Consider the following 26,861-nt stretch of genomic DNA (forward strand, 5'->3'; position numbering starts at 1 on the left):
TGAAAGTGCAATCTAATATATTAATTATCAATAATAAAAGTTAATGTTTTATCTGCGAAATTTCTTCAGGATTGTGCTTGTGTTTAAAAACAATCGCAAAGGCAATAGTTACAATTAATGCATATCCGGCAAAAATATACCAGGAAGTTTGCCATCCTGCAAGCTGTAAGGAAGGATCTGTCTGTGAGAAAACATAATGGTTGACAACCTCCTGTGCAGCTAACATTCCTATTGTCGCTCCAAAACCGTTGGTCATCATCATGAATACACCTTGCGCGCTTGATCGTATGCTTCTATCAGTTTCTTTGTCAACAAATAATGAACCTGACACATTGAAGAAATCGAATGCAATACCATATACAATCATGGAAAGGATAAACATCCAGACACCTCCGCCAGGATTTCCAAGACCGAATAATCCGAATCTTAAGAACCATGCAAACATTGCCATCAGCATTACCTTTTTAATCCCATATCTTTTCAGGAAAAATGGAATCAGTAATATACAAAGTGTTTCAGATACCTGTGAAAGGGAAATAAGAGCATTCGCATTGTTGGATCCCCAGGTATCTGCATATTCAGGAATTGCCTTAAAGCTGGTTATAAAAGGATTTGCATATCCATTCGTGATTTGTAATGAAACACCGAGAAACATTGAAAATATAAAGAAAATTGCCATTTTTTTCTCTTTGAATAAAGCAAAAGCTTTGAGGCCAAGTGCATCAGATAAAGTTCTTTTTTCGTTGCTTTTATTTACTTCACAATTTGGTAAGGTAAATGAATAAAAGAATAGTATTATACCTAATATACCGGAAACGAAAAATTGGCTGTAGCTGTGTTGAAAACTTGGAAAGTCTGTATCGTTCGAAAAGTTGAACTTCAGGCTTCCATTCTGAATTCCGGCAAAATTTACGAATAACATAGCACAAATAAATCCTACTGTTCCCAGTGTACGAATTGGCGGAAACGATTTAATTGTATCAAAATTATTATTAACTAAAACCGTGTATGCCACAGAATTGGAAAGGGCGATCGTCGGCATATAGAAAGTCACACTTAAACTGTAAAGAATAAACAGCTTTGAAAATTCTACATTTTCACCCGCTGACATCCCGTAATATCCTGCCCAAATCAAAAAGACAGCGGCCAGAAGATGCGAAATACCGAGAAGTTTCTGAGCCTGAATCCACCGGTCTGCAATGATACCCATGATAGCAGGCATAAAAATCGACACAATCCCCTGCATCGCATAGAAAAGTCCTATTTTAGAACCCAGCCCTACTGAGCCCAGATAATTACCCATGGAGGTAAGGTAGGCACCCCAAACTCCAAACTGCAGAAAGCTGAGGATGATCAATCGTAATTTTAAATTCATCTTTTATATTATATCACTAGTCAATTTTCTTTTTCCTCCTTTTGATTTCTTCCTGAATTTCCAGGGCCGTATCGTAATCTTCTTCCTTTACGGCTTCATCCAGTAATTTCTGAAGTTCTTCCATTGAAACCGATCTGAGACTGTCTTCAGTATTTACTGTTTCTGAAAATGACTCTTCTTCTTTGGCTACATCTTCCAGCTCCAGAAGAATTCCTGCTTCGTTCAATACCTGTTGAGTGGTAAAGATTGGCGCATCAAACCTTACGGCCATCGCCACCGCATCAGACGTTCTTGCATCCAGAATCAGTTCTTCTTCGTTGGTTTTATTTTTAAAATTAATATTTGAGAAGAAAACGCCGTCTACGATCTGGTAAATGATAACAGAAACCAGCTCATAATTGGCAGAAACTATAAATTTTGTAAATAAATCGTGTGTAAGCGGACGAGGCGGATGTATATCTTTCTCCAGACCAAGAGAAATGGATTGTGCCTCGAAATTTCCTATAACAACAGGTAATTTTATATGTGTTTCTTCATGTTCCAATAACAATGCGTACGCTCCTGATTGGGTCTGGCTGTACGATATTCCGCGAATAATTAGCTGTTTATAATCCATAAGTACAAATATAGATTAATTTTTGAAAGTTTTTTTTACTTTTTAGACAAAAATAAAAGCCCGGAAGGGGCTTTTATAGGTGAGTTATTATAATTGGTGAATTGTGAATTTATTTTTTATGAGTCAATTTTGCTTTGCAAGTGAATTTTTAATTTAAATAATAATTAAAATTGACAAGCTTAGCGAATTGACCATTCACAATTGACTTCTCTTATCCTTTTAATGCCTTAATTTTCTCTGTTAATGCAGGAATAATCTGGAAAGCATCTCCTACCACACCATAATCGGCTGATTTGAAGAACGGAGCTTCCGCATCACTGTTAATAACAACAATAGTTTTTGAAGAGTTTACTCCTGCAAGGTGCTGAATAGCTCCTGAAATACCTACTGCAATATATAAATTCGGAGAAATCGCTTTACCGGTCTGCCCAACGTGCTCCGTATGAGGTCTCCATCCGATATCGGAAACCGGTTTGGAGCATGCTGTAGCGGCGCCTAATACATTAGCTAAATCTTCGATCATTCCCCAGTTTTCAGGCCCTTTCATACCTCTTCCAGCAGAAACTACGATTTCCGCTTCTTTAAGGTCAAGTTTTCCTGAGCTTTGCTCGTGAGAGATTACTTTGGTATCTTCATTGGCAACAGAAAGATTTTTCACTTCTTCTGATCCTGAAACAGGATTTTCCTTTACTCCAAAAGCATTTTGTGAAACAGTAATGATCACACCTGCCGATTCGGCTTTTGCATGCATGAAGCCTTTTCCTGAGAAAGCTCTTCTTTTCACCTGGAACGGAGAAAGACTTTCCGGAGCATCCAGAGCATTGGTAATTAAAGAATGTCCGTTCATCACAGCCAACATAGGCGCAATTGAAGAAGCATCTGTGGTGTGTGGAAAAATGATGATATTTCCGTTTGCCACTTCACTGATTGCCTGCGCATAAGCTTTAGCCGAGAAACTTTTAAGACCTTCGTCTTTGATGTTGATTACATTGGATGCTCCGTATTTATACAATACATCTGAAGCATCGGTTGGGTTTACAGAGATTGCTGTTACGGTATCTCCAGTCTGATCTGCTACAGCTTTAGCATAAGAAACTGCTTCAAAAGCTGCTTTTTTGTAAACTCCGTTTATATTTTCTGCGTATACGAATACTGCCATTTTTTTGAATTTTAAAAATTAAAGGTTTAGGTTTAGGCTAAGATTTATAAAATTAAACCTCAAACTCAGCCTTAGCCATAATAATTAGATCACTTTCGCTTCTTCGTGAAGTAATCTTACCAATTCATCCAGATTATCAGGAGAAATCATTTTTACGGCAGCTCTTGGAGGTACGCTGTCATAAGAAACACCCTGAACTTTCACTTCAGAAGAAGACGGCTCTACTACCTGCAAAGGTTTTGTTCTTGCAGACATGATTCCTCTCATATTCGGGATAATCAGATCTTTTTCATCAACCAATCCTTTCTGACCGGCAATGACGGCCGGTAACTTTACAGAAATTGTTTCCTTACCTCCTTCGATTTCTCTTACGGCAGTTGCTTCACTTCCGTTCACATCTAAACCTACAGATGCATTTACGAATGGCTGATTCAATAACTGGGCAACCATTCCCGGAACAGAACCTCCGTTGTAATCGATGGATTCTTTACCACAAAGAATTAAATCATAACCTCCGTTTTGTGCTACAGCAGCAATTTCTTTTGCTGTTGAAAAGCTGTCTTTAGGATCAAGATTTACTCTTACAGCATCATTAGCACCAATAGCCAATGCTTTTCTTATAACGGGCTCTGTGGCTGCATCCCCCACATTGATTACCGTTACGGTAGCTCCCTGTGACTCTTGCAGTTTAATTGCTTTTGTTAAGGCAAATTCATCCAAAGGATTGATTACCCACTGAATTCCGTTTTTGTCGAATGCGGATTTATCCGCAGTAAAGTTAATTTTTGAAGTAGTATCGGGAACACTACTAATACAAACTAATATTTTCATATGTTGTTTTAATTTTTTGCTTTAAAAAGCCTTAAAGTTTCATTCGCTAATATAATTAAAAAATATATTATGCATGCATAATACTTAGTAAATTATTATTCAGCGCATTAGATGTATTTAATTGGCTGGTTTTGTTGCCCTAAATTCTATCTTGCTCGGTAAAACTCTAGGATTCATTTTTAAAATATCCAAAACAAGATTTCCCATATCCTCCGGCTGAATCTTCCACACATCTTTTTCGGAAGGGATATTACCGTTAAAATGTGTTGCCACCGAACCAGGCATAATGACTGTACACTTGATATTGTATTTTCTCAGATCAATCATAGCAGCTTGTGTAAAGCCTACAACCCCAAACTTTGAAGCGTTGTAACCCGATCCATTTTCAAAAAAATTGGCTCCGGCCAGGCTTGCAATTGTGATATAATATCCCTGAGTTTTTTTCAGTTCTTCTACAGAAGCTTTTAACGTGTAGAATGCGCCTGTTAAATTTGTTTCGATCATGTCGTCCCAATCTTCAACAGAAAGCTGATCTACCGGCTTAAAAACACCCAGCCCGGCATTAGCAATTACAAAATCCAGCTGTCCAAATTTTTCTATCGTGTATTTTATTGCTTCTTCCTCACTTTCAAAGTTCCTTACATCTGAAACTATTCCCAATACATTTTTGGAATATTTTTTTAACTCATTTTCAGCTTTTTCAACATCATCTCTTTTCCGTCCTGAAAAAGCTACAGAAACACCATGTCCAAGCAAAATTTTAGCGATTCCAAAACCAATTCCTTTGGTTCCTCCTGTGATATAAGCTACTTTATCCTTTATCATGTTTTTTGATTTAGTTCTTAAAAATAAGAAAAACGCCCTAAATAGAGCGTTTTTATATGGTTAAATATTTATAAGTATATTATTTTTTGATGAATTTTTTTGAAGTTCTGCCTTCTTTAGTTTCAATATTTATGATATAATTTCCGGGATTAAGATTAGTAACATTTACTTTATCGCCATTTAATTCACTTTTTACATTTTTTCCAGACATGTCATAAATTTCAATCTTATTGACTTTTGTATTTGATTTAATAGTCAAATGATCACTAACAGGATTTGGATAAACTAATACATCATCCGCCGCAGCTTTAAAAATTTCATTAGTAGCCAATGTAGTAGTATTACTTGCAAATACCTGATAGTTATCAATACCAAAAGTTGTTGCTGTATTATTTCCTGTTCCTGCTGAGCTGTAAACATTAAATTCAGTTGGAATAAGACCAGAAGGCGTTGTATATCCTGAAACATTTAAAACTAAAGGAGTGCCTCCATTAATTGTATATGTAATTTGCCCGTTAGCAGTGTTATAACTGTAAGCTACTGTTATCCATGTGTTTGCAGGGTAAGTACTAGTAGTTAATCCTGTGATATTATAAAAATTACCTTCTAAACCGTTAGTAAGGTAAGCCAAGCCATTGATAGTTTTAGTAGATGAGTTATATCTTATCCCAACAATCCCCACAGAATTCCCATCCTCATCTTCACCAAAGATTGCAACACCAGAATTATGATTTCCTGTAGATGTACCTGTATAAATATCTACAGATCCTTTTATAATATTATTTCCAGGTGTCCTTGCATCCCAAGCCGTATCTAAACCATCTTTAGAAACAACTCTCAAGGACGTTGCCGTCGCAGTATTACCTGTTGTAACCTGTAAATAATTACCGTGTCCCCCTGTTCCTGCAACAATTTGATAATCTGTTACTGCTCCAGTATACGGATACATACCACCCTGACCTGCTACAGTTCCTGATGTACTAGTAGATACATTTCCTATAACATAAGAGTTATAATTATCAGATTCTAATAATTGAGCTGATAAAGATAACGATGTCGAAATTAATAGATTTAATAGTAAAATTTTTCTCATATTATTAATCATTATTATTAGGTAATAAATATAAGAACAATATTTTAATCTTCAAAATATTAAAAAAAATAATTGTTAATTTATTCAATTAGTAAACAAACCATAATAAAAATTAATATGTTATAGCTGTAAATGTTAACACTGAGTCAAGTTACTTCACATAATTCTCAAAAAATAGCGGAATACTTTTAATTCCTTTATAAAAATTGAATAATCCGTAATGTTCATTTGGCGAGTGAATCGCATCCGAATCCAAGCCGAATCCCATTAAAACAGATTTAGCTCCTAAAACCTGCTCAAACATTGATGTAATAGGAATACTTCCTCCTCCTCTGTATGGAAGAACTTCTTTTCCGAATGTAGATTCCATGGCTTTTTTTGCAGCCAAAAACTCTTTTGTATCTGTAGGCAAAACATAAGGCATCCCTCCGTGGTGAGGGGTAACTTTTACTTTTACATTTCCAGGAGCTATTTTCTCAAAATATCTGGTGAATTTCTCTGTAATTTCTTCAGGGGTCTGATAAGGAACAAGTCGCATCGAAATTTTAGCAAACGCTTTGGACGGAATTACTGTTTTTGCCCCTTCGCCTGTGTAACCTCCCCATATCCCATTACAATCTAATGTAGGACGGATTGACGTTCTTTCCAGGGTAGTATATCCTTTTTCTCCTTCCACTCCATGCAGGCCGATGGATTTTTTAAATTCTTCAGGATTATCTTTCAATTTGTTCATCTCTGCTCTTTCAGTATCTGAAACTGTTTCTACATTATCATAGAAACCGTCAATAGTGATGTGCCCATCCTCGTCAATAAGCTTGGTAATCATTCTCGAAAGCACATGAATAGGATTCGGAACGGCACCGCCATATAATCCGGAATGCAGATCTCTGTTAGGACCTTCCACCTCTACTTCTACATAACTTAAACCTCTCAAGCCTGTAGTAACCGTCGGTTGCTCATTGCTGTAAATATGAGTATCTGAAATTAAAATACAGTCACAAGAAAGTTTTTCTTTATTTTCATTCACAAAATCGCCAAGGCTCACAGAACCCACTTCCTCTTCTCCTTCTAAGATAAATTTAACATTACAAGGAAGAGCATTGGTTTTCATCATAGCTTCGAAAGCTTTAAGATGCATAAAAAACTGTCCTTTATCATCTGCCGAACCTCTCGCAAAAATGGCTCCTTCAGGATGCAGTTCCGTTTTTTCGATATACGGCTCGAAAGGTGGTTTTGTCCACAATTCCAAAGGGTCGGCAGGCTGCACGTCATAATGACCATATACCAGAACCGTTGGCAGCTCTTTATTTAAAATCTTTTCTCCGAAAACGATAGGATATCCTTTTGTCTGACAAACTTCCACATTGTCTGCGCCTGCATTTTTCAGGTGTGCAGCTACTACATCCGCACATTTCAGGACGTCTTCCTTATAAGCAGGATCTGCTGAAATTGAAGGAATTCTCAGTAACTCAAATAATTCATCCACGAAGCGCTGTTTGTTTTCGTTGATGTAATTTAATGTTTCTTGCATCGTAAAATTTATTTTGCTAAAAGTAAAAAAATTGCCACGCCGGAACAAACAAAAAGATATAATTTTCTTCATGTTTTTACGATATACTGCACTGATGAAAATGTGAAATATTTATATAAGGACGAAAATCCTAGCCCGGATCTGAGCGGTTACCCCACAGCGGGGCTGGAGTATTGGAGAGTACAGGGGTTTGGTGTTGGAGCGCATCGGCGAAGGTCGGCGCGAGGAGTAATAGCGGAGAGCCGGATCAAGCTCCAAAAAAATATCCCGCATTTCTGCAGGATATTAGTATATTTTACCTAATTAATTAGTGTTCAGCCTTTGGAGTCTGAGAACCTTCCGGGATTGGAGTTGCATCAGAGTGTCTGTTGTCTTCTTCTTTATGCTTTACAGCTCCGGCAGTATCTGTTTTAGCAGGAGTTTCATGGCCATCATGCGCATCTCCTCTGTATTCAGAAAGATTATCCTGCTCACCGCTTGTCTGTTCGTCATCAGAATATCTTTCTACACCTTCTTCAAGTTTTAAAGTATTCTTATTTCCGCCAGCCTGGATTTTTTTACAGCTTACCGCAACAGTAGCAAGGGCTAAACATATAACTAATTTTTTCATATGGAAAATTTATTTTTTATGAGTCATCTAAAACCGCATTCTTTGGTCATTTATATGATTTTAGCAATGAGCGATTTCAGGCTAATTTTTTTAATTGCCCAAAATTAAGAAATCTTGCATTTTACAGCAACATTTTTATACTGATTTTAAAATTATTTTACCTTTTTTGGACTGTGTAAAAATAAGATAATAATCGCCTCCATCTTTCAAATTGTATTTTTTCTTTATTTCCTCCGGTTTTAAAGGATAATTCTTTGAAATGATATTGTATTGGCTTTTCTTTTTAATCTCCTTAGGATCAATGATTTCCATTTCAAATATTCTTCCCGGGAAATTTTTAATTCTTAAATCTGAGGTATAGATGTGAGTATTCGGATGAAGTTTTTTCAATCCTGTTTTTTGTGAGATAAGATTAAAAATACCTGCTTTCAGGATGGTATTATTGGGGATGTAAATATATTTTTCCGGTTCTCCGTAATTTGCAGCGACCTCTTCTTCTTCGCCGATTATAAACTCAAAAGCAGGATCATCAGTTTCAAGATTTATACAATTGCAGATTATTTCTCCATGATTTTTTTTGGATAAAAAGACTACAATTTCTTTCACATCATTTTTAACGGCAATAATTTCAACCCTGAAAACACCCTTCAGTACAGAAAGTAAATATTTTATATCAATTAACGGCGATAATTTTATTACTACTTTATCACCAATAGAAACCAGTTTTTCCTGAATTTCAAGAATATTCGGCGACAAATCTTCAAGGAGGAAAACTTTATTTTTATTATGGTCTCTTCGTGCAGGATCAAGATAAATTACATCAAACAATTCTTTAGTTTCTGTGAGAAAATCTTCAAGCTTCTGATGTATAAATTTTGCATTTTTTTCTAAAATATTCCAATTATGCCGAACAATATTCAAAAGTTCGTTATTTTGCTCTATAAGGGTAACATCCTGAAAATTTTGTGACAGATAGTAAGCATCAATCCCAAAACCACTCGTAAGATCGATAAACGATTCGCCTTTTATCAATTGTGATTTGTACTGAGCGGCCTTATCGGAAGAAGACTGTTCTAAATTAAGTTGTGGAGGAAAAATGATCCCTTTTTTCAGTAAAAACGGAAACTTTTTCTGTGCAACTTTTTTCCCTTTGATCTGCTGAACAATTTCCTGCATGGAAACCTCTGGAAATGGCGATTTTTTCAATAATAAGGCGTGCAGATCTGTATCCAGATTGGCATTGATATATTCCTGAACTTGTTGATTTAATAATTTATCTCCCACAAATAAGTTAGCAACAGAACTTAAAAATTCAATTAAATTTATCTTTTATAAAAAATATAATCCGTTAAAACCGGCTCTATTCCGTTTTGCTTCAATAATGAATTGATCTGTCCTCTATGATAGGTTGAATGGTTAATTGCCTGAAAAAGCATTTCGAAAACAGTATTTTCAAAAGCTGCTCCTCTTGAGTTTTGGTATGTGATCTTTTGGTCAGGATCAAAATTGCTAATGATTTCAATACTTTTTTCAAAGTTATTCTGATTAATTTCTTCTAAAACTTCAAAAGGATTCATCTGCCATACTTCAAACATTTTTTCGTTTAAAATTCTCGAGTTCCAGATCTTCTGGGCATTTAAAGTGTGGTTGATCAGGCTAATCGTTTTCTCATCAACTCTTTCCAAATTTTCGGAAATAACTTTAATCATCTCAGTGTTAAAATGATAAGTATATTCAAATAAATCAATTAGTTTTTCTTTCATTATTCAAACATCTGAGCCCATCTTACAGGCTTTATTTCACTTTTATTATACAAATCTTCTGCAGCTTTTTTAGCCTCTAATTTGGGATATAAGTTAACGCCAATAAGCTTTATTTTTCCGTCTTCCACCCACTTCTGTTCTTCTAAGGCATGGTCGTAAATCTGTTTCTGGACCACACCATTTTTCAAGCATTCAAGATAACCTCCTGCTTCTTCAATTTCAAGGAAATAAGCCCATGATTTTTCAGCGATCTGCCGGGTAATATCTTCTACAAAATAACTTCCGTTGGAAGCGTCTTCAAAAACATTAATAATACTTTCATAAGCCAGGACGATCTGTTGTTTAAAAGAAATTTCCTCCGAATTTTCCGTAGTTTTGTCTACAAGATAATTGTTACTGAAAACAGCATCAGCTCCGCCAATCATTGCTGAAGCCAGCTCTAAAGTTGAACGGATCAGATTATTTTCATTATCCGATACCGCTTTATTTCTAAGCGATGTTTCTGCAAAAATATATGGAATTTCGTCTAAATTATATTCCTTGGATAATTCGTTAAAAACAAGTTTAAAAGCTCTTAACTTTGCCATTTCGAAGAAATAATTTCCTCCGACTGCTATTCTGAAAATTAATTTATTTAAAATTTCCGGGCCATAAACTTCAATCAATTCTTTAGTTTTTGCCAACGCAATTCCTAATTGCTGATATATTGCGGCTCCGGCGTTCTGGTGTAATGATATATCAATACAAATATTTCTTCTGAATTGCTTCGCCAGTAATTCTTTAACCAGCTGATCATTTATTACAGCTTCTTTTTCATCAAAAACATCAATTAATGAAAAATACTGATCCTCTTCTCTGGGACTGATATGTCCGGCAAGATCGGTATCGTCAATAAAAATCGTTTTCTGTGAAAGGTTTTCGACATTGTGATCCAAAAGGAAAGCAAATACATCCTCTTCCAGGCTTTCGTGATATCTTGCCACCAAGTGCGTATTTTCTTCTACTTTCGGCAGATTTACCAATGGCGTATTCACTTCATCATAAAATGGCTTTACTACAATTCCTTCTAAATTTTCTTTAGTAAGAATTGGATAAATATCTTCGGTTTTAAGCTGTTTCCTGACTAAATTTTCCCAAGCTGTGTTTGACATGGCGTATTGTTATATGTGGTGGTCAATTGTGAATGGTCAATTGTGAATGGTGAATTTACCAAACAGGCTTATTTTTTACCTTGTGATATTGACAGGCGCAGCGAATTCACAATTCACCATTCACTTTTTAATTATTTCTTTGCTACTTTTGTGCTGTCTACGACCAGAATAAAAATTTCTTCATTCGGTTTTTTCATAAAATAATTTTCTCTGGCGTACTTCTCCTTTTCAGATTTGTTGTTCATCAGCTTTTTATAAAACGCATCATTTTTTTCATATTCGGTTTTATAATACTGAAGCTGTTCTTCATATTTGTTAATCTCACCATTCAGTTCATTGATTACTAGGAATGAAGTTTTATCAAAAAAAATCATCCAGACCAGAAACAGACATATTGTGATGGTATATTTATTGAAAATATACTTCTGAATAAATTTAAAAGTCTCAGATTTTGGCTGAATATCTTTGATAAGTTTGGTCCCTTTCATGTATTTAATGTTTTCTCAGAGAGTTTTTTATCACAGTTGTTAAAAAATCAATCGCCACGGAATTTTGCCTCATGTTTGGAATAATAAGATCTGCTTCATTTTTTGAGGGCTCAATAAATTCCTGATGCATAGGTTTCAGAGTCGTCTGATAACGGTGCAGAACTTCATTTAAATCCCTTCCTCTTTCCTGGGTATCTCGTCGTATTCTTCTGATCAGTCTTTCATCGGAATCCGCATGTACAAAGACTTTAAGGTCGAATTCCTTTAAAAGTTCCTTATTGGTAAGAACAAGAATTCCTTCTACTACCAGAACATTTTTAGGCTCCACCGTAACATGGTCTCCGGTTCTGGAGTGAGTTACAAAGCTGTAGATTGGCTGCTCGATAGGCTCATTATTCTTTAAAGCTTTCACATGTTTTATCAGTAAATCAAAATCAATGGATTTCGGATGATCATAATTCAAAGCTTCCCTTTCAACCAATGTAAGATTATGATTATCATGATAATAATTATCCTGTGAAAGGATGTTCATTCCTTCAATATCAAGCTGCTGAATAATCTTATCAACAACTGTAGTTTTGCCGGATCCCGTTCCTCCCGCAATTCCTATTACAAGCATTCTTTTTATTTCTTTATCGTTTTACAAATATACTATTTTAGTTGAATGCAAATAAATATGCCATCTGAAATTCTTTTAAAACAAAAAAATCCGATGCTATTACAACACCGGACCTGCTTTTATTTTTTAATGAATTTCGTTGATAATTCTAATGCTTTTATTTGTAAAATATAATCTCCTGCCTGCAGATGCGAGACATTTATTGAGTTTCTGGCATTTGTGATGGTTGTTTCCATTATTTTTCTACCTTCCATGTTGAAGATTTCTACTTTTTCTTCCTTACTTATTTTCACGGAAATATTTAGCACATCCGAAACCGGATTAGGATAAATTGCAATAATCTCTTTCTTAGATACATCATTTACACTTAACTGGCAGGAATAAGCCGGCATAGTATATCCTGCAGCAGTAAATTCTGTAGTCATTTGCATAATATCATTGCAGGTAAAACCAAATGTCCCTAACATATCAATAGCAGCCTGTCTTACAGCAATAGCGGCATTTTCCTGGTTTGTACTGGAACTTGTCATTGCTAACCCTTCAAGAAATGCCCTGTCCGTTTTTTCTTTCCCGATGGCATCATAAATTCGCATTAATGCAGAAGCCCATATTTGTCCGTCTGTATGTATGGAACCGGTCAGTCCTCCAGGATAAGCTGCAGTATAATTTGTTATTCTTCCCGGCCAGAAAGAATTATGTCCATCCCAATTGAACATCCAGTGGTAAGCAGCATCAGTAGGTTGCCATTGATTTAAGCTTCTGCTGTATGATTGTGCCCAATAATCCCCGCAGCCTTCGCTCAAACCATCTACCTGCGACAATCCCCCGTTAGTAAGCCAGTCGTGGATACCGTGACCTAATTCATGAAGAATAACGTCTGCATCTTCTGCATCATCGACTCCCCCCTCTCCGAACGCTAAAATCTGTGTTGTTCTCACGTAATGTGAGTTATCGGAGCCATTAAACCCATGTGGATCAAATTTTAATACACCTGCGTTCTGTGTAGGTTTACAGAGAATTCCGAGAGTCAAATTAATATACCTTAAATTATTATCAAGATGCCAATAAGCGTTGACAGCTTCAAATCCCTGTTCATTTCTATTAAAAAGAAACTGGTTATTGGTCTGTGTAAAGAGGCCTGTTGCCGGAGCTTCCAAATCTGCAATTTCTACATAGGTTCCTTTCAGCTTATAGATACCTGAATTCAATTCAAGTTCAGGAATAGTAACCAAAGTTCTTGCAGCATCCAGGCTTGCATTTGTAGCGTCATTGCCATCAACATACTGACCTCCATAAGCTACCTGAGCCTTAGAGAGCGGATCCGGATTAAAGATATAAGCTGAACCTGTAACTAATGTATTTTTTTTCGTTAAACTTTGTTTACTTGTTTTTTTCGGCGGATTTTCAGATTTTTCTTTATGATAAAAAGAAATATCTTTTACACTGATCACGTCACCATTTTGAGCGTCAATAATTGTCTCCCAATCACCAGGATTATCGTACGAATGTGTTATTACACGGTAAACCAGTTTGGTATGCCCTTGCTCTGTAACATAAACAAAAAGCTTGTTTTCTTCAAAAGTAGTCTCTCCTTTAGAACGGGAGGCAATATGTGCTTTTTTTATGGCTTCATCAGGAGAAAATGAAGGAATTGTATTGATCTCTTGCACATTCTTTTTAAAACTTTCTGTAGAAGTATAAGTTATATTGTTCTGCTTATTAAAATGAACTACAATTTCAGATTGAAAGACGGGTACGTCTTTAATAATATGCTGAAAACGCAGAGTTTCACCTGTGCCTCCTTTTCTTACAAAGCTTAGTTTAAACTGACTGAAACCACGGACACCTAAGTTTTTGGAATTTTCTACTATCCATTTTCTTGCCGGAACTTCAAAAGATGATTCCTGACCCATTAATGCCGAAGCAGACATTAGACAACCAAGAATTAGCGAATTTAATTTTATTTTCATACAAATGTTATTTAAGATGCTAAAAGTATCAAAATATTATGAAATATTCAAAATTAAATTCTATCTTATATTAAAACTGCATATAATAACAAAAAAAGAGACCGTCCAAACTTTAGGACAGCCTCTTTTTTTTATACTATTTCGCTCGTCAATTCTCTTGAAAGCAATTTTTCATGCATGGGTTTAAGTAAATCCATTGATCCAGTTTTGACCGTACATTTACCTTTAAAATGAACCAAAATGGTGCATTGTTCGGCCTGTTCCAGCGTATGCTTGCAAATTTCTATCAGACAGTCAATTACATAATCGAAAGTATGAACATCATCGTTATGCAAAACCAATTTATAGACTTCATCCGTATCTTCCAGCACAAGAACATCTTCTTCATACTTACGTTTCGGATCGTCGTAATCTTTAATGCTGTTATAAAAATTCATCCGTCGTTATTTTAGAATTAGATCAGACCTCGCCGATTTTTTCAGCCAGATCATTTATATTATTTGGTTCTTCATATAAAAGCTCAACCAGCTCAACACTTTTGTTATTCATTTTTAAAATTTTAAAATGATAATTCTCAAGTTTAAACTCCTGGTTTTCTTCCGGAATGTCTTGCAAAGCATGCAAGATAAAGCCGGCAAGTGTATTATATTCACTTTCTTCCGAAAGAGGTAATTTTTTAGGCAGAAATTCATTGATTTCGTCAAGAGGCTGCGTTGCCTGAACCCAAAATGTATTCTCCGCAATTTTATCAACTATCTTTTCCTCATCATCTTCTTCATCCTGGATCTCACCTACCAATTCTTCAAGAATATCTTCAAGGGTAATGATTCCCTCCGTACCACCAAATTCGTCAATAACAATGGCAAGATGCTGTTTTTTCTGCTGGAAAATTTTCAAAAGATCCGATATCTTTTTACTTCCTACCACAAAAAATGCATCACGCATCAGTTCTTTAAGATCTTCATGGCTGAGTTCACCTTTTCTCTTTACAAATTCCCTGATGATCTCTTTTGTATAAAGAATACCAATAACATTGTCAATAGAATTTATATAAACCGGAATTCTGGAGTATCCGCTTTCCATGATTTTGTTGATAATTTCATTGACGTCTTCCTCAAAATCGATGGATGTAATATTCTGTCTGGGAACCATGATCTGTTTGGCCGAATGATCTGTAAAGTCAAAGGCATTTTTGATAATCTCGTAGTTTTCTTCCTCAATTTCTCCACTGTCAGCACTTTGCTTTACCAAAAGCTGAAGCTCTTCTGTAGAGTGAATCTCATGTTCTGAAGCAGGATGGATTTTCACTAATCTCAAAAATGTGTTAGACATTAAATTCATCAACCAAATAAAAGGTTTAAAAACAGTATAGAAAACCCTTAATGGAATTGCAGTCGCCATCGTAGTCGATTCTGATTTCCTGATTGCAATTGATTTTGGGATAAGCTCACCAAAAACGATATGCATAATAGTGATCAGAACAAAACTTGTAATGACGGAAATTGAGGTAATTGTTGTCTCTGTAAGGTTAATATTGAGTGAACTGAAAATGTCTTCAACAATATGATGCAGGGCACTTTCTCCCACCCAACCTAAGGCAAGGGATGCCAGCGTAATGCCCAGCTGTGTTGCAGAAAGATATTCATCAAGATGCTTGATGATGTGTTCTGCCTGTTTTGCCATAGAATTTCCTTCTGCGGCTTTTAACTGGATTTGTGAATAACGAACTTTAACAATTGAAAATTCTGCGGCTACAAAGAAGCCATTAAGTAAAACAAGTAATAAGGCCAGCAAAAGCCTGACTATGTCCGAGTCCATTTAGAAGTTGTATATAATTTGATACAAATATATACAAAATAAAAATAACAAAAAAAGCATCGTGGTATACGATGCTTTAATAAATATTGTATGAAAATATCTTTTTAAGAGTTTTTCAAAGCTTCTGCTCCTGAAACAATCTCTAAAATTTCGTTCGTAATAGCAGCCTGTCTTGCTTTGTTGTAGAAGATTACCAGATCATTCTTCAAAGCCTGAGCGTTATCTGTCGCTTTATGCATCGCAGTCATTCTCGCTCCGTGTTCAGATGCTACCGAATCCAGGATTGCTTTGAAAACCTGAGTTTTAATAGATTTAGGAATCAAATTATCCAAAATTTCCGTTCTGTTTGGTTCGAAAATATAATCTGTTTCTACCTGAGGCTCTGTAGTTTCAGGCATTGAGATCGGAAGAAGCTGTTCCGTTGTCACTTCCTGTGTAGCAGCATTGATGAATTTATTGTAAATTAAATAAACTTCGTCAAATTTACCTTCTCTAAAGCTGGTCATCACTCCTTCTGCAACGTTAGACACGGCATCGAAGTTTAAATTGTCATATACTGAACTTGCATTAGAATATACCGTACGGTTTCTTCTTACAGCATCAAAAGCTTTTTTACCTACCGGAAGAACTTCAATCTCATACTGAGAATTATGCTGAAACTGTGCATTAAGCTCCTTAACAATAGAAGAATTGAAAGCCCCCGCAAGACCTCTGTTTGAAGTAACAGCGATAAAAAGCACTCTTCTTACTTCTCTTTTTTGAGCATACACAGAAATCTGATCAGGATCTGAGCTGGAATTTACATTCTGGATAAGCTCCTGCAGTTTTTCAGAATAAGGTCTTAACATTACGATAGCATCCTGTGCTTTTTTAAGTTTCGCTGCGGAAACCATCTTCATAGCACGTGTAATTTGCATCGTAGATGAAATTGACGTAATTCTACCTCGTATTTCTTTTAAGTTTGCCATTATTTTGGTTCAAGGTTTAAGGTATGAAGTTTAAGGTCTAAAACATTCATTCTAAACCTTAAACATTGAATTTTTAGTTATACTTGGAAGCTAAATCATTAGCTGCCTGCTTAAGAACACCCGTAATTGAATCATCGATTTTCCCAGCTTTAATTGCAGCCATTGTGTCAGGGTGCTTAGATCTAAGGAACTCGATATATTCGATTTGGAATTCTTTTACTTTTCTGATAGGAACGTTTCTCAATAAATTCTCTGTTCCTGCGTAGATCATTGCTACCTGGCTGTCTACAGGAAGTGGAGAGTTTACCGGCTGCTTAAGGATTTCCACGTTTCTTTCCCCTTTAGAGATTACGGCTAATGTAGCAGCATCAAGGTCAGAACCGAACTTAGCAAACGCTTCTAATTCTTTATATTGTGCCTGGTCTAATTTTAATGTACCAGATACTTTTTTCATTGATTTGATCTGAGCATTACCTCCTACTCTTGATACGGAGATCCCTACGTTGATTGCAGGACGAACCCCTGAGTTGAATAGATCTGATTCAAGGAAGATCTGTCCGTCTGTAATCGAGATTACGTTGGTTGGAATATACGCAGAAACGTCACCTGCCTGCGTTTCAATGATTGGAAGAGCTGTCAATGAACCTCCACCTTTTACGATTGGTCTTAAAGACTCAGGTAAATCGTTCATCTGGCTTGCGATCTGGTCATCAGCGATCACTTTTGCCGCTCTTTCCAATAATCTTGAGTGAAGATAGAAAACGTCTCCAGGGTAAGCTTCACGGCCCGGTGGTCTTCTTAAAAGTAGAGAAAGCTCACGGTAAGCAACCGCTTGTTTAGATAAATCATCATAAACGATCAAAGCCGGTCTACCAGTGTCTCTGAAGAACTCACCAATCGCAGCTCCTGCCATTGCAGAATATACCTGCATCGGAACCGGATCAGATGCATTAGCAGCAACGATTACTGTATAAGCTAAAGCTCCTTTATCTGATAATGTTTTAACGATTTGTGCTACAGTAGACGCTTTCTGTCCGATAGCAACATATATACAATATACAGGTTTCCCTGCATCAAAAAATTCTTTTTGATTGATGATCGTATCGATCGCAACAGTAGTTTTACCTGTCTGTCTGTCACCGATGATAAGCTCTCTTTGCCCTCTTCCTACAGGGATCATAGAGTCGATGGCAACGATACCTGACTGTAAAGGTTCAGTTACCGGCTGTCTGTAGATAACTCCAGGAGCTTTTCTTTCCAATGGCATTTCGTATAACTCACCAGAAATAGGACCTTTACCATCGATAGGGTTACCAAGAGTATCTACTACTCTTCCTAACATCCCTTCTCCTACTTTGATAGAAGAGATTCTGTTTGTTCTTCTTACGGTATCTCCTTCTTTTACTAATTTACTTTCACCAAGTAGCGCAACACCTACGTTGTCTTCTTCAAGGTTTAGTACAATACCTTCTACATCACTAGAAAATTTCACCAACTCTCCGTATTGTACGTTTTCTAACCCGTATACACGAGCAATACCATCACCGATGGTTAAAACTGTACCTACTTCCTCAACATTTGATTGAGTATCGAAGTTGGCCAATTGCTGTTTTAAGATCGCAGATACTTCTGCCGGATTTATTTCTGCCATTGTATGGTTGTTTTTTCTTTAATTTAATTGAAAATCTTTTTTAACTTTATTAAGTTTAGACTTTACAGATGCATCTACCTGCTGATCACCCACCCTTAAAATGTAACCTCCTAAAATTTCAGGCTTAACATTTACTTCCAAGTCGAATTTGGCGTCAGTATTTACCATATTGGTAGATTTTAAAATCTGATCGATATTTTCTTTTGAAAGCTGAGTTGCTGTTGTAAGTGTTACTCGCTGTACTCCGTTGATATCTTCAACTTTATTGATAAATTCCTGAGCAATATTTCTAAGCTGATTTTCTCTTCCATGTCTGATCACTAAGGTAATCAAATTCTGTGAAGAAGCCGATAAACTCTTAAAAATCTCACTTGCTACCTCTACTTTCTTTTTAGAATCAATGTAAGGTGTAAGGAAGAACTTCTTTAAATCCTGAGACTCAGTCATGATCTTCACTACATCTTTCATTTCAGAAAATACAGTAGCTGTCTGACCTGATTCATTGGTAAAATCAAGTAAACCTTGTGCGTATCTTTTAGCTACTTTAGATGTAAGCATTATTAGTTAAGGTTTGATTTGTTTAAATAATTCTGAACTAATTCGTTTTGAGCCTCAGTATTGTCAAGCTTTTGCTTAAGGATAGACTCAGCGATGTTTACTGATAAAGTACCGATCTGAGATTTAATATCTGCCATTGCAGCATTTTTCTCTGAAGTGATCGTTTGTTTAGCAGCTTCGATCATTTTATCACCTTCAGCTTTAGCAACATCTTTAGCTTCCCCTACGATTCTATCTTTAATTTCTCTTGCTTCTTTAAGGATAGCATCTCTTTCGATTTTTGCTTCACGAATGATTCTCTCGTTATCCTCTTTTAAAGTTTCCATTTCTTTTCTTGCCAGGGTAGCTTGGTTAAGAGCATCAACGATAGAAGTTTCTCTGTCGTTAATAGCATTAACAATTGGTTTCCAAGCGAATTTTGCTAGAAGAAATAATAGGATAACAAAAGTAAGGGTCATCCAAAACAAAAGTCCAATTCCAGGTTCTATAATTCCCATATCTGTAGATTCTTTTTTACGTGTTATTTTATGGATTGTGTTTTAAAAAACTCTTAGCAGCAGCCAACCGCTTCACTGCTAAGAATGTTTTTTTGAGGATAGATTACTTGATGAAAGCACCAAAGATAATCGCGATAAGACCAGCACCTTCGATAAGACCTGCAGCAATAAGCATTGCTCCCTGAATCTTACCAGCTTGCTCAGGCTGTCTAGCGATAGCATCCATTGCGTGACCTCCGATTTTTCCGATACCAAGACCTACTCCTAGTACTGCTAAACCGATTCCTACGTAAACTAAACCTGCTCCTGTTGACATGTCCATAATAAATAAATTATATTAGTTAAAAATTATTTTAAATATTTTCTTTTAATTAATGAGCGTGCTCTTCGTGACCGTGCTCATGCTCGTGCTCTGCTACTGCAATACCGATAAATAAAGCGGATAATACAGTAAAGATATATGCTTGTAGTGCTGCTACTAATAATTCCAATACAGAAACAAATAACGCTAATGGCACAGATGCAAATCCTAAGAAAGGAGATTTGAAAATGAAGATCAATGAAATAATCGCCAAAATCATAATGTGTCCTGCTGTAACGTTAGCGAAAAGTCGCATCATTAAAGCAAAAGGCTTTGTAAAGATCCCGATAATCTCAATTGGAACCATGATAGGATACAAGAGGATTGGCACAGGTGGCATAAAGATATGTTTCCAGTAATCTTTATTAGCGCTAAATAATGTAATTAATAAAGTAATGATTGCTAAAACTGCAGTGATTGCAATATTACCTGTAAGGTTTGCCCCAAAAGGAAAGAAAGGAATTAATCCGAATAAGTTATTGAACCAGATAAAGAAAAATGCTGTCAATAAATAAGGCATATATCTTTTATATTTAACTGATCCGATATTCGGAATAGCTACTTCATCTCTTATAAATACAATTACAGGCTCTAATAATTTCCCTGCACCTTTTGGCAACTGAGATTTTTTATAGTTTCTTGCCATTCCCATGAAAATTACCGCCATGAAAATTACTGAAAGAAACATGGATGCTGTATTCTTTGTAATTGAAAGATCAAAAAATACATCGTTTGATTTTTGCTTTCCGCTGATTATTGAAAAAAGTGTTGCTTTTTCAATACCTTTAGTTGAAACAACCTGTCCGTCTTCTAAAGTATAACCGTCATGTTCATGACCGTGAGCAATGCTGCCTGAAAGGAAAGTGTGCCACCCTTCATTATCTTTAATAATTATCGGAAGCGGAACAGAAACATGATGCTCTTCACCATTATCATCTTTTGTAGTCCATAAATGCCATTCATTTGAATCACCGATGTGTTCCATGATCATTTTAGTAGCATTAAAGTCTTCTTTCTGCTCTATTTTTTCTGCCGGCTCTTCGCCTTCAGAAGTATGCTGAGCAATAGCTAAACTGCTCACAAACACAAATAAAAATGCGAAAAACAATGAAGAAATCTTTCTATTCATATCTCTTTTTTAATCGTGTGCAAATATATCGATTTTATTAAACTTTACCAATACTAAAAATTGATTTTTATCATCAAAAAAATCAGGATTTATTAATGAGTTTTATTACAGGTATATATATAAGGAGTGATGCGATTATAAAACATATCACTATAAATAGAAAATTTTCTCTTGTTTTCTCTATGATCATCAAAGAAACGGCAAGCCAGATAATATCTTTGGAAATATTCAGTGACAAAAACTTCATGGCAGCATCTGCTTTACCATAAATACGTTTTTTAAAAAGTATAAACACAGTAATATTCAGGATTAAAATTAGCAGGATGATCATTAAACTGTCTATAAAATTCATTTTGCAAAAATAGTACTATAATTCTGATCCGTTACAAATCTCTGCACCTTATATATTATATATACTAAAAAATTCCTTATTTTTGCACACTATAATTTACAATACATATGTTTAATAGTTTACAGGATAAATTAGACAAGGCGCTGCACAATATTTCAGGACGTGGAAAAATCACGGAAATCAATGTAGCGGAAACCGTAAAAGAAATTCGTAGAGCGTTGGTGGATGCCGATGTTAATTATAAAGTTGCAAAGGATCTTACGAAAAGAGTTCAGGACAAAGCCCTGGGACAGGATGTTCTTACCTCGCTTACTCCGGGACAGCTGATGACGAAGATCGTTCACGACGAACTTGTAGATTTAATGGGAGGTTCTCAGGAGGGAATTAATCTTTCAGGAAAACCATCTGTGATTTTAATTGCCGGACTTCAGGGTTCAGGTAAGACCACTTTCTCAGGAAAGCTTGCCAATTATTTAAAAACAAAAAGAAATAAAAAACCTCTTTTAGTAGCATGTGACGTTTACCGTCCTGCTGCGATCGACCAGCTAAAAGTTTTAGGTGGACAGATCGGGGTTCCTGTTTTTACGGAAGAAGGTTCTATGGATCCTTCAAGCATCTCTCAGAACGCCATTAATTTTGCTAAATCCAACGGTCATGATGTTGTGATTGTGGATACAGCGGGCCGTCTGGCGATTGATGAGCAGATGATGAAGGAAATTAAAACAGTTCACTCTGTTATTACACCTAACGAAACGCTTTTCGTAGTAGATTCGATGACGGGTCAGGATGCTGTAAATACAGCAAAAGCGTTTAATGATGCTTTAAATTTTGATGGAGTTGTTCTAACGAAATTAGACGGTGATACCCGTGGTGGAGCTGCATTAACGATCCGTTCTGTGGTTGAAAAACCAATCAAATTCATTTCGACTGGTGAGAAAATGGAAGCTTTAGACCTTTTCTACCCGGAAAGGATGGCTGATAGAATCTTGGGAATGGGAGACGTTGTTTCCTTAGTAGAAAGAGCTCAGGAGCAGTTTGATGAAGAAGAAGCGAAAAAGCTTCACAAGAAAATCGCTAAGAATGAGTTTGGTTTTGATGATTTCCTTAAACAAATCAACCAGATCAAAAAGATGGGTAACATGAAGGATTTGATGGGGATGATTCCTGGTGTTGGAAAAGCAATCAAAGATGTAGAAATCAGTGATGATGCATTCAAACATATCGAAGCGATTATCTACTCCATGACTCCTGAAGAAAGAAGAAAACCTTCTATCATCAATACGCAGAGAAAAAACAGAATTGCCAAAGGTGCCGGAAGAAAAATTGAAGATGTAAACCAACTGATGAAGCAATTCGACCAGATGGGTAAAATGATGAAGATGATGCAGGGGCCTCAGGGTAAGCAAATGATGCAGATGATGAGCAAAATGCCGAATATGCCTGGAATGGGCGGAATGTTCGGAAAATAAAAACACCAAACGACAAAAAAAATATTCTTATGGAAGTGTACGGAAATAATCAAGGTAATTATAACCAGCCTTATAGATCAGAGAAAAAAGTAGCAGCTGGTATCCTTGCTATTCTTTTAGGTGGATTAGCCATTCACAAATTTTATTTAGGATATACTAAAGCGGGAATCATTCAATTGATCCTAAGCATTGTAACATGTGGTACGATTGGAGGGCTTATCGGTTTGATTGAAGGAATTATTTATCTGACAAAATCAGATGAAGAATTTGATAGAACGTATGTTCAGAATCAAAAAGAATGGTTTTAAATTTTTAAATACAATATAAAATCCGGCTCAAATAAATTTGAGCCGGATTTTTTTAAGACTTTGTCAAAGTTTAGATCTTTGACAAAGTTTTTTTATTTATCAGATTTCTGAGCTTTAGCTTTGATGAAATAAGAGAAACCAACATTTACACCGAAAGTTTTTACGTTTGTTTTAACATCGGTATTCATGATCGTTTCTTTATTTGAGAACTGATCGTAAGAAACACCAAGGTTCACCCCTAAAGACTGAGTAGCCATATAAGTAACTCCACCTTTTACTTTCCATGCAAGACCATCCGTTGTATTCTCGTCTGAAGCAGAAATACCCATAAAATTCATTTCTCCCTTATTTTTCACAGATGCATACCCGATACCTGCACCAAGGAAAGGAACGAATTTGCTGTCATTAGCAAAATAATAAGTAGCAGTAGGCATTACCGAAAAACTCGTTGTAGTAGCCTTTGTTCCTTCATACTTTGTTGTAGCGCTTGTAAGCCCCAAATCGATTCCTACAGCTAACTTATCAATTACAAAATATCCTACAGAAGGAGTTACTGAGAAAGTGCTTACTTTTGGTCCGTCAGCAGATTGACCTTCTACCTTCACGGTTGTGTTGACATTATTAAATCCGAAACCTGTGTTTCCACTGATCACCCAATCTCCTTTGGTCATTTGGGCATTTGATAATCCGAAAAGTGCAACAGCACCTGCTAGTAATAGTTTTTTCATGATTTTTTATTTATAAAAGTTTATTATTAATTATTTAGCAAAAACATATTTTACTCCGAACATTACCGAAGATAAGTTCAGCCCGAAATTGAATGTATCAGTTCCGTTATCCTGATCTTTAATTTTTGTGTTGTTATAGCCAAACTCTCCGATGGTTGCTTCAATCGTCCAGTTTTTACTGATAAAATAATCTAATCCCGGCTTCACATTTACGCCGAAAGAAGTATATTTCTGTTCGATATTCATAGTCTGAAAATATGTATACCCGTTCATATCAACATAATCCAATTGTAAATCTGCTGTACGTTTTCCAATTTCAATAGGAACTTCAAGCTGTCCAAAAATATATAATTTATCTGAAAGTGTCCAGTATTTCCTGATAAATGGTTTTGCCGTAAAAGCATTTGTTTTAATGGTTGTTTGCAGGGTTTCAATACCGGAACCGAAATTAGTAATATCTGTATGATCTGCTCTGCTTCCGGCATAGCCTATTCCTGTACCGACAGCCAGATTAGGAGCAATGAAAACACCAACAGTTGGTACAACACTGAAGTTCTGATCTTTATTATCTGTATTGTTATCTTTTTCCTGAGAATAGCTTGCCTGTCCTGATAGATAAACAGTACCTGTTTTAATCTGGGCGTTAGAAAGCCCGAAAAATGCAACAGCAATCGGCAGTAATAATTTTTTCATGGTTTTTAATTATAATATTTAAAAAGTGGAAAAGCCCTAAGCAAAAAACTTAGGACTTTAAGAGTTTATATTTTGTTTATTATTTAGCAAAAACATATTTAACACCGAAAGTAACTGAAGATAAGTTTAATCCAAAGTTGAAGTCATCAGTGCTTTTATCAAGATCTTTGTATTTGAAGTTATTGTATCCGAATTCTCCGATCGTAGCTTCAATAGACCAGTTTTTGTTTAAGAAATAATCTAAACCTGGTTTTATATTTACCCCGATTGAAGTGAATTTAGATTCATTATTGAACTGAGCAGCAGTACCGCTGTATTCAACTTTATCTTTACCGAATGCCATTGGAACTTCCAATTGTCCGAAGATGTAGAACTTCTCGCCTACAGTCCAGTATTTTCTTACGAATGGAGCTACTACAAATGCATCAGTTGATGTTTTAGTTTCTAAACTGTTTATAGCATTGACTCTGGTTCTTGAACCGTTTTCATAACCAACACCTAGTCCAACAGCAACATTATTTGCAACGAAATATCCAACAGTAGGAGTAATTGTAAAGCTTTCGTCTTTAGCATCAGTATTGTTATTCTGAGTTGAAGAGTAATTTACCTGTCCTGATAAATATGTAGTCCCTTTAGCGATCTGAGCATTAGATAAACCGAAAAGTGCAATAGCACCTGCTAATAATACTTTTTTCATTTTTTAAAAATTTAATACTTTCTGGCAGCAAATTTACAGTGGTACCAGTGAATATTAAAATTTGTTAATGTGATTAATATCATTGATTATTATTGGCATTTTACAACAATAATCCGTATTAATAGATAGATTTTGATTTTTTCACAATTATTTGAATAAAAAAACTCCAACTTTTCAATTGGAGTTAAATATGGTTGATTTTTAAAAATTTTATTTCAGGAAGAAATTGGCTCCGAAATTAATGGCTCCGAAATTAAAACGATCGTCACCATGCCAGTAACGCTCTTTATACTTACTGCCAATATTCTGGAATCCTAAGTATAATTCTACGTTTTTCATCTGATATCCAACTCTTGGTGCTACATATAATCCGCTGTTAATATAATTTTTCGTCGAAATTGCTGCTCCCAAGTCTAATCCTACAAAAAGCGGAACTTTATTAAAGGTATATTTTCCTGACACCGCAATAGGCACAAAACCAAAATCATCTACATTATTTTTTCCGAAAAAGTGAGAATATCCTGTTGTAGCACCAATATCAAGGCCTTTAGTAATATTCCACATATAACCGGCATCAATACCGATCGTTACACTTGCAGCGTCTGCAGCGTCACCAAGCGGAGCTCCGATATGACCACCAAGTCTGAAACCTTCCTGCGCCTGTGCAACACCACCCAAAAGTGCAAAAGCACCCAGTAATAATAATTTTTTCATTTTTAATAAGTTTAAATATTTAATTGTTGAATTATCTGCAACAGAAATGTGGTATCTCTGAAACCACGAAAAAAGCGGTACAAATTTTGTACCGCTTTGATCTCTTTTGTGAAATAATTCTTAGTTTCCTCCGAATTTGAAACCAACTCCAATTTGGAAGAAGCTGTTTTTTAAAGTTTCATTTCCTTCCGGGTTCTTAATGAGATTAGAAACACCAAGATTATATCTTGCATCAAAGAATAAACCATTCTCCAACGTGTATTCAGCACCAATAAACGGAGCTAAATTTAATGTGTTTACATCATCTTTCACATCTTCAGTAGAACTTGTCGACTCAGAAAAAGATTGTCCCATAGCTGATCCCGACAATGTAGCGGTAGCTTCTACTTTCGCTGAAGTAACAATACCTACATTAAGACCTAAACCGAAAGCTAAATTTTCAGTAGCGTAATATTTGGCACTAACAGGGATCTGCACAGTTCCAAATTTCCAATCTGTTTTTTCAGTACCTGTAACAGTAACACCCATTTCGTTATAAGATACAGATTCTTCCTGCTTTCCTCCTAGTGGAGAATATAAAACTTCTCCCTGTACTGCAAATTTATCACTGATTTTATATTCTGCTAATATTCCTGCATAGAAAGTAGATTTTGAATCAAATTTATAAGATTCTCCATCTCCTTTTGCATTTAGCATTGATAATGAGTAACCTGCTTTAGGTCCGAATCTGAACTCCTGAGCGTTAGCGCTCATTCCCATAACAGCAACTGCTGCCAATAGTAGAAATTTCTTCATTTCGTTAATAGTTTTTTTAAAATTATTGACGGCAAAAATAATATTTTTTTTTAAATACCAAACCTTATTTGTTTATTTTTAATAAAAATCAG

29 protein-coding genes are annotated in these 26,861 nt (G+C 35.7%); 2 read left to right on the forward strand and 27 right to left on the reverse strand.

Features of this window, described 5'->3' with window-relative positions; genetic code table 11:
- Positions 1 to 40: 40 nt before the first annotated feature.
- The 22 genes from AC3WV0_RS04345 to atpB all read right to left on the reverse strand — a co-directional run bounded on the left by AC3WV0_RS04345 (position 41) and on the right by atpB (position 21,013).
- Positions 41 to 1,375 (reverse strand): MFS transporter, encoded by a 1,335-nt coding sequence (locus tag AC3WV0_RS04345; RefSeq protein ID WP_488844302.1) that lies wholly within the window; start codon positions 1,373 to 1,375, stop codon positions 41 to 43.
- 16 nt (positions 1,376 to 1,391) lie between these two features.
- Complete coding sequence (locus tag AC3WV0_RS04350) at positions 1,392 to 1,991, reverse strand: bifunctional nuclease family protein (RefSeq protein ID WP_488844303.1); 600 nt, start codon at positions 1,989 to 1,991, stop codon at positions 1,392 to 1,394.
- A 211-nt stretch (positions 1,992 to 2,202) separates the two neighbouring features.
- A complete protein-coding gene (locus AC3WV0_RS04355) occupies positions 2,203 to 3,150 on the reverse strand; it encodes an electron transfer flavoprotein subunit alpha/FixB family protein (RefSeq protein WP_488844305.1) in 948 nt (315 codons plus the stop codon).
- An 84-nt stretch (positions 3,151 to 3,234) separates the two neighbouring features.
- Complete coding sequence (locus AC3WV0_RS04360; protein ID WP_488844307.1) at positions 3,235 to 3,981, reverse strand: electron transfer flavoprotein subunit beta/FixA family protein; 747 nt, start codon at positions 3,979 to 3,981, stop codon at positions 3,235 to 3,237.
- A gap of 117 nt (positions 3,982 to 4,098) precedes the next feature.
- Positions 4,099 to 4,806 (reverse strand): SDR family oxidoreductase, encoded by a 708-nt coding sequence (locus tag AC3WV0_RS04365; protein ID WP_488844309.1) that lies wholly within the window; start codon positions 4,804 to 4,806, stop codon positions 4,099 to 4,101.
- 79 nt (positions 4,807 to 4,885) lie between these two features.
- Positions 4,886 to 5,899 carry a T9SS type A sorting domain-containing protein gene (locus AC3WV0_RS04370; RefSeq protein ID WP_488844311.1) on the reverse strand — a complete coding sequence of 338 codons (1,014 nt, stop codon included), beginning with the start codon at positions 5,897 to 5,899 and terminating at the stop codon, positions 4,886 to 4,888.
- 151 nt (positions 5,900 to 6,050) lie between these two features.
- Entirely contained in the window at positions 6,051 to 7,430 is a 1,380-nt protein-coding gene (locus AC3WV0_RS04375; protein WP_488844313.1) for a dipeptidase, read from the reverse strand.
- A gap of 307 nt (positions 7,431 to 7,737) precedes the next feature.
- The gene (locus AC3WV0_RS04380; protein WP_488844315.1) at positions 7,738 to 8,040 is read right to left on the reverse strand and encodes a hypothetical protein; all 303 of its coding nucleotides are present in this window, start codon (positions 8,038 to 8,040) and stop codon (positions 7,738 to 7,740) included.
- A gap of 135 nt (positions 8,041 to 8,175) precedes the next feature.
- Positions 8,176 to 9,324 carry a class I SAM-dependent methyltransferase gene (locus AC3WV0_RS04385; RefSeq protein ID WP_488844317.1) on the reverse strand — a complete coding sequence of 383 codons (1,149 nt, stop codon included), beginning with the start codon at positions 9,322 to 9,324 and terminating at the stop codon, positions 8,176 to 8,178.
- Positions 9,325 to 9,362: 38 nt separating this feature from the next.
- On the reverse strand, positions 9,363 to 9,803 hold the full coding sequence (locus tag AC3WV0_RS04390) for a DinB family protein (protein WP_488844319.1): 441 nt from the start codon (positions 9,801 to 9,803) through the stop codon (positions 9,363 to 9,365).
- Complete coding sequence (locus tag AC3WV0_RS04395; RefSeq protein WP_488844321.1) at positions 9,803 to 10,954, reverse strand: methylmalonyl-CoA mutase family protein; 1,152 nt, start codon at positions 10,952 to 10,954, stop codon at positions 9,803 to 9,805. Before AC3WV0_RS04395 ends, AC3WV0_RS04390 begins: the two co-directional genes overlap by 1 nt.
- 131 nt (positions 10,955 to 11,085) lie before the next feature.
- Positions 11,086 to 11,442, reverse strand: coding sequence for an FtsB family cell division protein (locus AC3WV0_RS04400; protein ID WP_488844323.1), 357 nt, complete (start codon positions 11,440 to 11,442; stop codon positions 11,086 to 11,088).
- Positions 11,443 to 11,446: 4 nt separating this feature from the next.
- A complete protein-coding gene (gene udk / locus AC3WV0_RS04405) occupies positions 11,447 to 12,061 on the reverse strand; it encodes a uridine kinase (RefSeq protein ID WP_090000790.1) in 615 nt (204 codons plus the stop codon).
- A gap of 119 nt (positions 12,062 to 12,180) precedes the next feature.
- Positions 12,181 to 14,031, reverse strand: coding sequence for a T9SS type A sorting domain-containing protein (locus AC3WV0_RS04410; protein WP_488844325.1), 1,851 nt, complete (start codon positions 14,029 to 14,031; stop codon positions 12,181 to 12,183).
- A gap of 131 nt (positions 14,032 to 14,162) precedes the next feature.
- Positions 14,163 to 14,468 carry an ATP-dependent Clp protease adaptor ClpS gene (locus AC3WV0_RS04415; protein WP_090000788.1) on the reverse strand — a complete coding sequence of 102 codons (306 nt, stop codon included), beginning with the start codon at positions 14,466 to 14,468 and terminating at the stop codon, positions 14,163 to 14,165.
- Between the two features lie 22 nt (positions 14,469 to 14,490).
- Positions 14,491 to 15,849 carry a hemolysin family protein gene (locus AC3WV0_RS04420; protein WP_488844327.1) on the reverse strand — a complete coding sequence of 453 codons (1,359 nt, stop codon included), beginning with the start codon at positions 15,847 to 15,849 and terminating at the stop codon, positions 14,491 to 14,493.
- Positions 15,850 to 15,953: 104 nt separating this feature from the next.
- Positions 15,954 to 16,817: an ATP synthase F1 subunit gamma gene (atpG, locus tag AC3WV0_RS04425; protein WP_090000786.1), complete on the reverse strand. Its 864-nt coding sequence runs from the start codon at positions 16,815 to 16,817 to the stop codon at positions 15,954 to 15,956.
- A gap of 73 nt (positions 16,818 to 16,890) precedes the next feature.
- The gene (gene atpA, locus AC3WV0_RS04430) at positions 16,891 to 18,468 is read right to left on the reverse strand and encodes a F0F1 ATP synthase subunit alpha (RefSeq protein ID WP_090000785.1); all 1,578 of its coding nucleotides are present in this window, start codon (positions 18,466 to 18,468) and stop codon (positions 16,891 to 16,893) included.
- 18 nt (positions 18,469 to 18,486) lie between these two features.
- On the reverse strand, positions 18,487 to 19,026 hold the full coding sequence (atpH, locus tag AC3WV0_RS04435; RefSeq protein WP_488844329.1) for an ATP synthase F1 subunit delta: 540 nt from the start codon (positions 19,024 to 19,026) through the stop codon (positions 18,487 to 18,489).
- Positions 19,027 to 19,028: 2 nt separating this feature from the next.
- Positions 19,029 to 19,523: a F0F1 ATP synthase subunit B gene (locus AC3WV0_RS04440; RefSeq protein WP_090000783.1), complete on the reverse strand. Its 495-nt coding sequence runs from the start codon at positions 19,521 to 19,523 to the stop codon at positions 19,029 to 19,031.
- Between the two features lie 103 nt (positions 19,524 to 19,626).
- Entirely contained in the window at positions 19,627 to 19,845 is a 219-nt protein-coding gene (locus AC3WV0_RS04445) for an ATP synthase F0 subunit C (RefSeq protein ID WP_056031560.1), read from the reverse strand.
- Positions 19,846 to 19,894: 49 nt separating this feature from the next.
- Positions 19,895 to 21,013, reverse strand: a complete 1,119-nt coding sequence (gene atpB, locus AC3WV0_RS04450; RefSeq protein ID WP_488844332.1) for a F0F1 ATP synthase subunit A — start codon at positions 21,011 to 21,013, stop codon at positions 19,895 to 19,897.
- A gap of 459 nt (positions 21,014 to 21,472) precedes the next feature.
- Here atpB and ffh point away from each other — a divergent pair, with 459 nt between their 5' ends.
- Together ffh and AC3WV0_RS04460 are read left to right on the forward strand one after the other, a co-directional pair.
- Entirely contained in the window at positions 21,473 to 22,834 is a 1,362-nt protein-coding gene (gene ffh, locus AC3WV0_RS04455; RefSeq protein ID WP_488844334.1) for a signal recognition particle protein, read from the forward strand.
- Between the two features lie 29 nt (positions 22,835 to 22,863).
- The gene (locus tag AC3WV0_RS04460; RefSeq protein ID WP_090000779.1) at positions 22,864 to 23,142 is read left to right on the forward strand and encodes a TM2 domain-containing protein; all 279 of its coding nucleotides are present in this window, start codon (positions 22,864 to 22,866) and stop codon (positions 23,140 to 23,142) included.
- A 92-nt stretch (positions 23,143 to 23,234) separates the two neighbouring features.
- On the opposite strand, the gene AC3WV0_RS04465 is transcribed toward AC3WV0_RS04460, so the two are convergent.
- The 5 genes from AC3WV0_RS04465 to AC3WV0_RS04485 form a co-directional block, all read right to left on the reverse strand.
- Entirely contained in the window at positions 23,235 to 23,870 is a 636-nt protein-coding gene (locus AC3WV0_RS04465) for an OmpW family outer membrane protein (protein WP_488844336.1), read from the reverse strand.
- 30 nt (positions 23,871 to 23,900) lie between these two features.
- Positions 23,901 to 24,563 carry an outer membrane beta-barrel protein gene (locus tag AC3WV0_RS04470; protein WP_488844338.1) on the reverse strand — a complete coding sequence of 221 codons (663 nt, stop codon included), beginning with the start codon at positions 24,561 to 24,563 and terminating at the stop codon, positions 23,901 to 23,903.
- A gap of 79 nt (positions 24,564 to 24,642) precedes the next feature.
- Positions 24,643 to 25,260: an outer membrane beta-barrel protein gene (locus AC3WV0_RS04475; RefSeq protein WP_488844340.1), complete on the reverse strand. Its 618-nt coding sequence runs from the start codon at positions 25,258 to 25,260 to the stop codon at positions 24,643 to 24,645.
- 210 nt (positions 25,261 to 25,470) lie between these two features.
- On the reverse strand, positions 25,471 to 25,974 hold the full coding sequence (locus tag AC3WV0_RS04480; protein WP_488844342.1) for a hypothetical protein: 504 nt from the start codon (positions 25,972 to 25,974) through the stop codon (positions 25,471 to 25,473).
- A gap of 120 nt (positions 25,975 to 26,094) precedes the next feature.
- Positions 26,095 to 26,769 (reverse strand): porin family protein, encoded by a 675-nt coding sequence (locus tag AC3WV0_RS04485; RefSeq protein ID WP_488844343.1) that lies wholly within the window; start codon positions 26,767 to 26,769, stop codon positions 26,095 to 26,097.
- Positions 26,770 to 26,861 lie beyond the last annotated feature (92 nt).

It is taken from the genome of Chryseobacterium sp. 27AL, assembly GCF_057815395.1.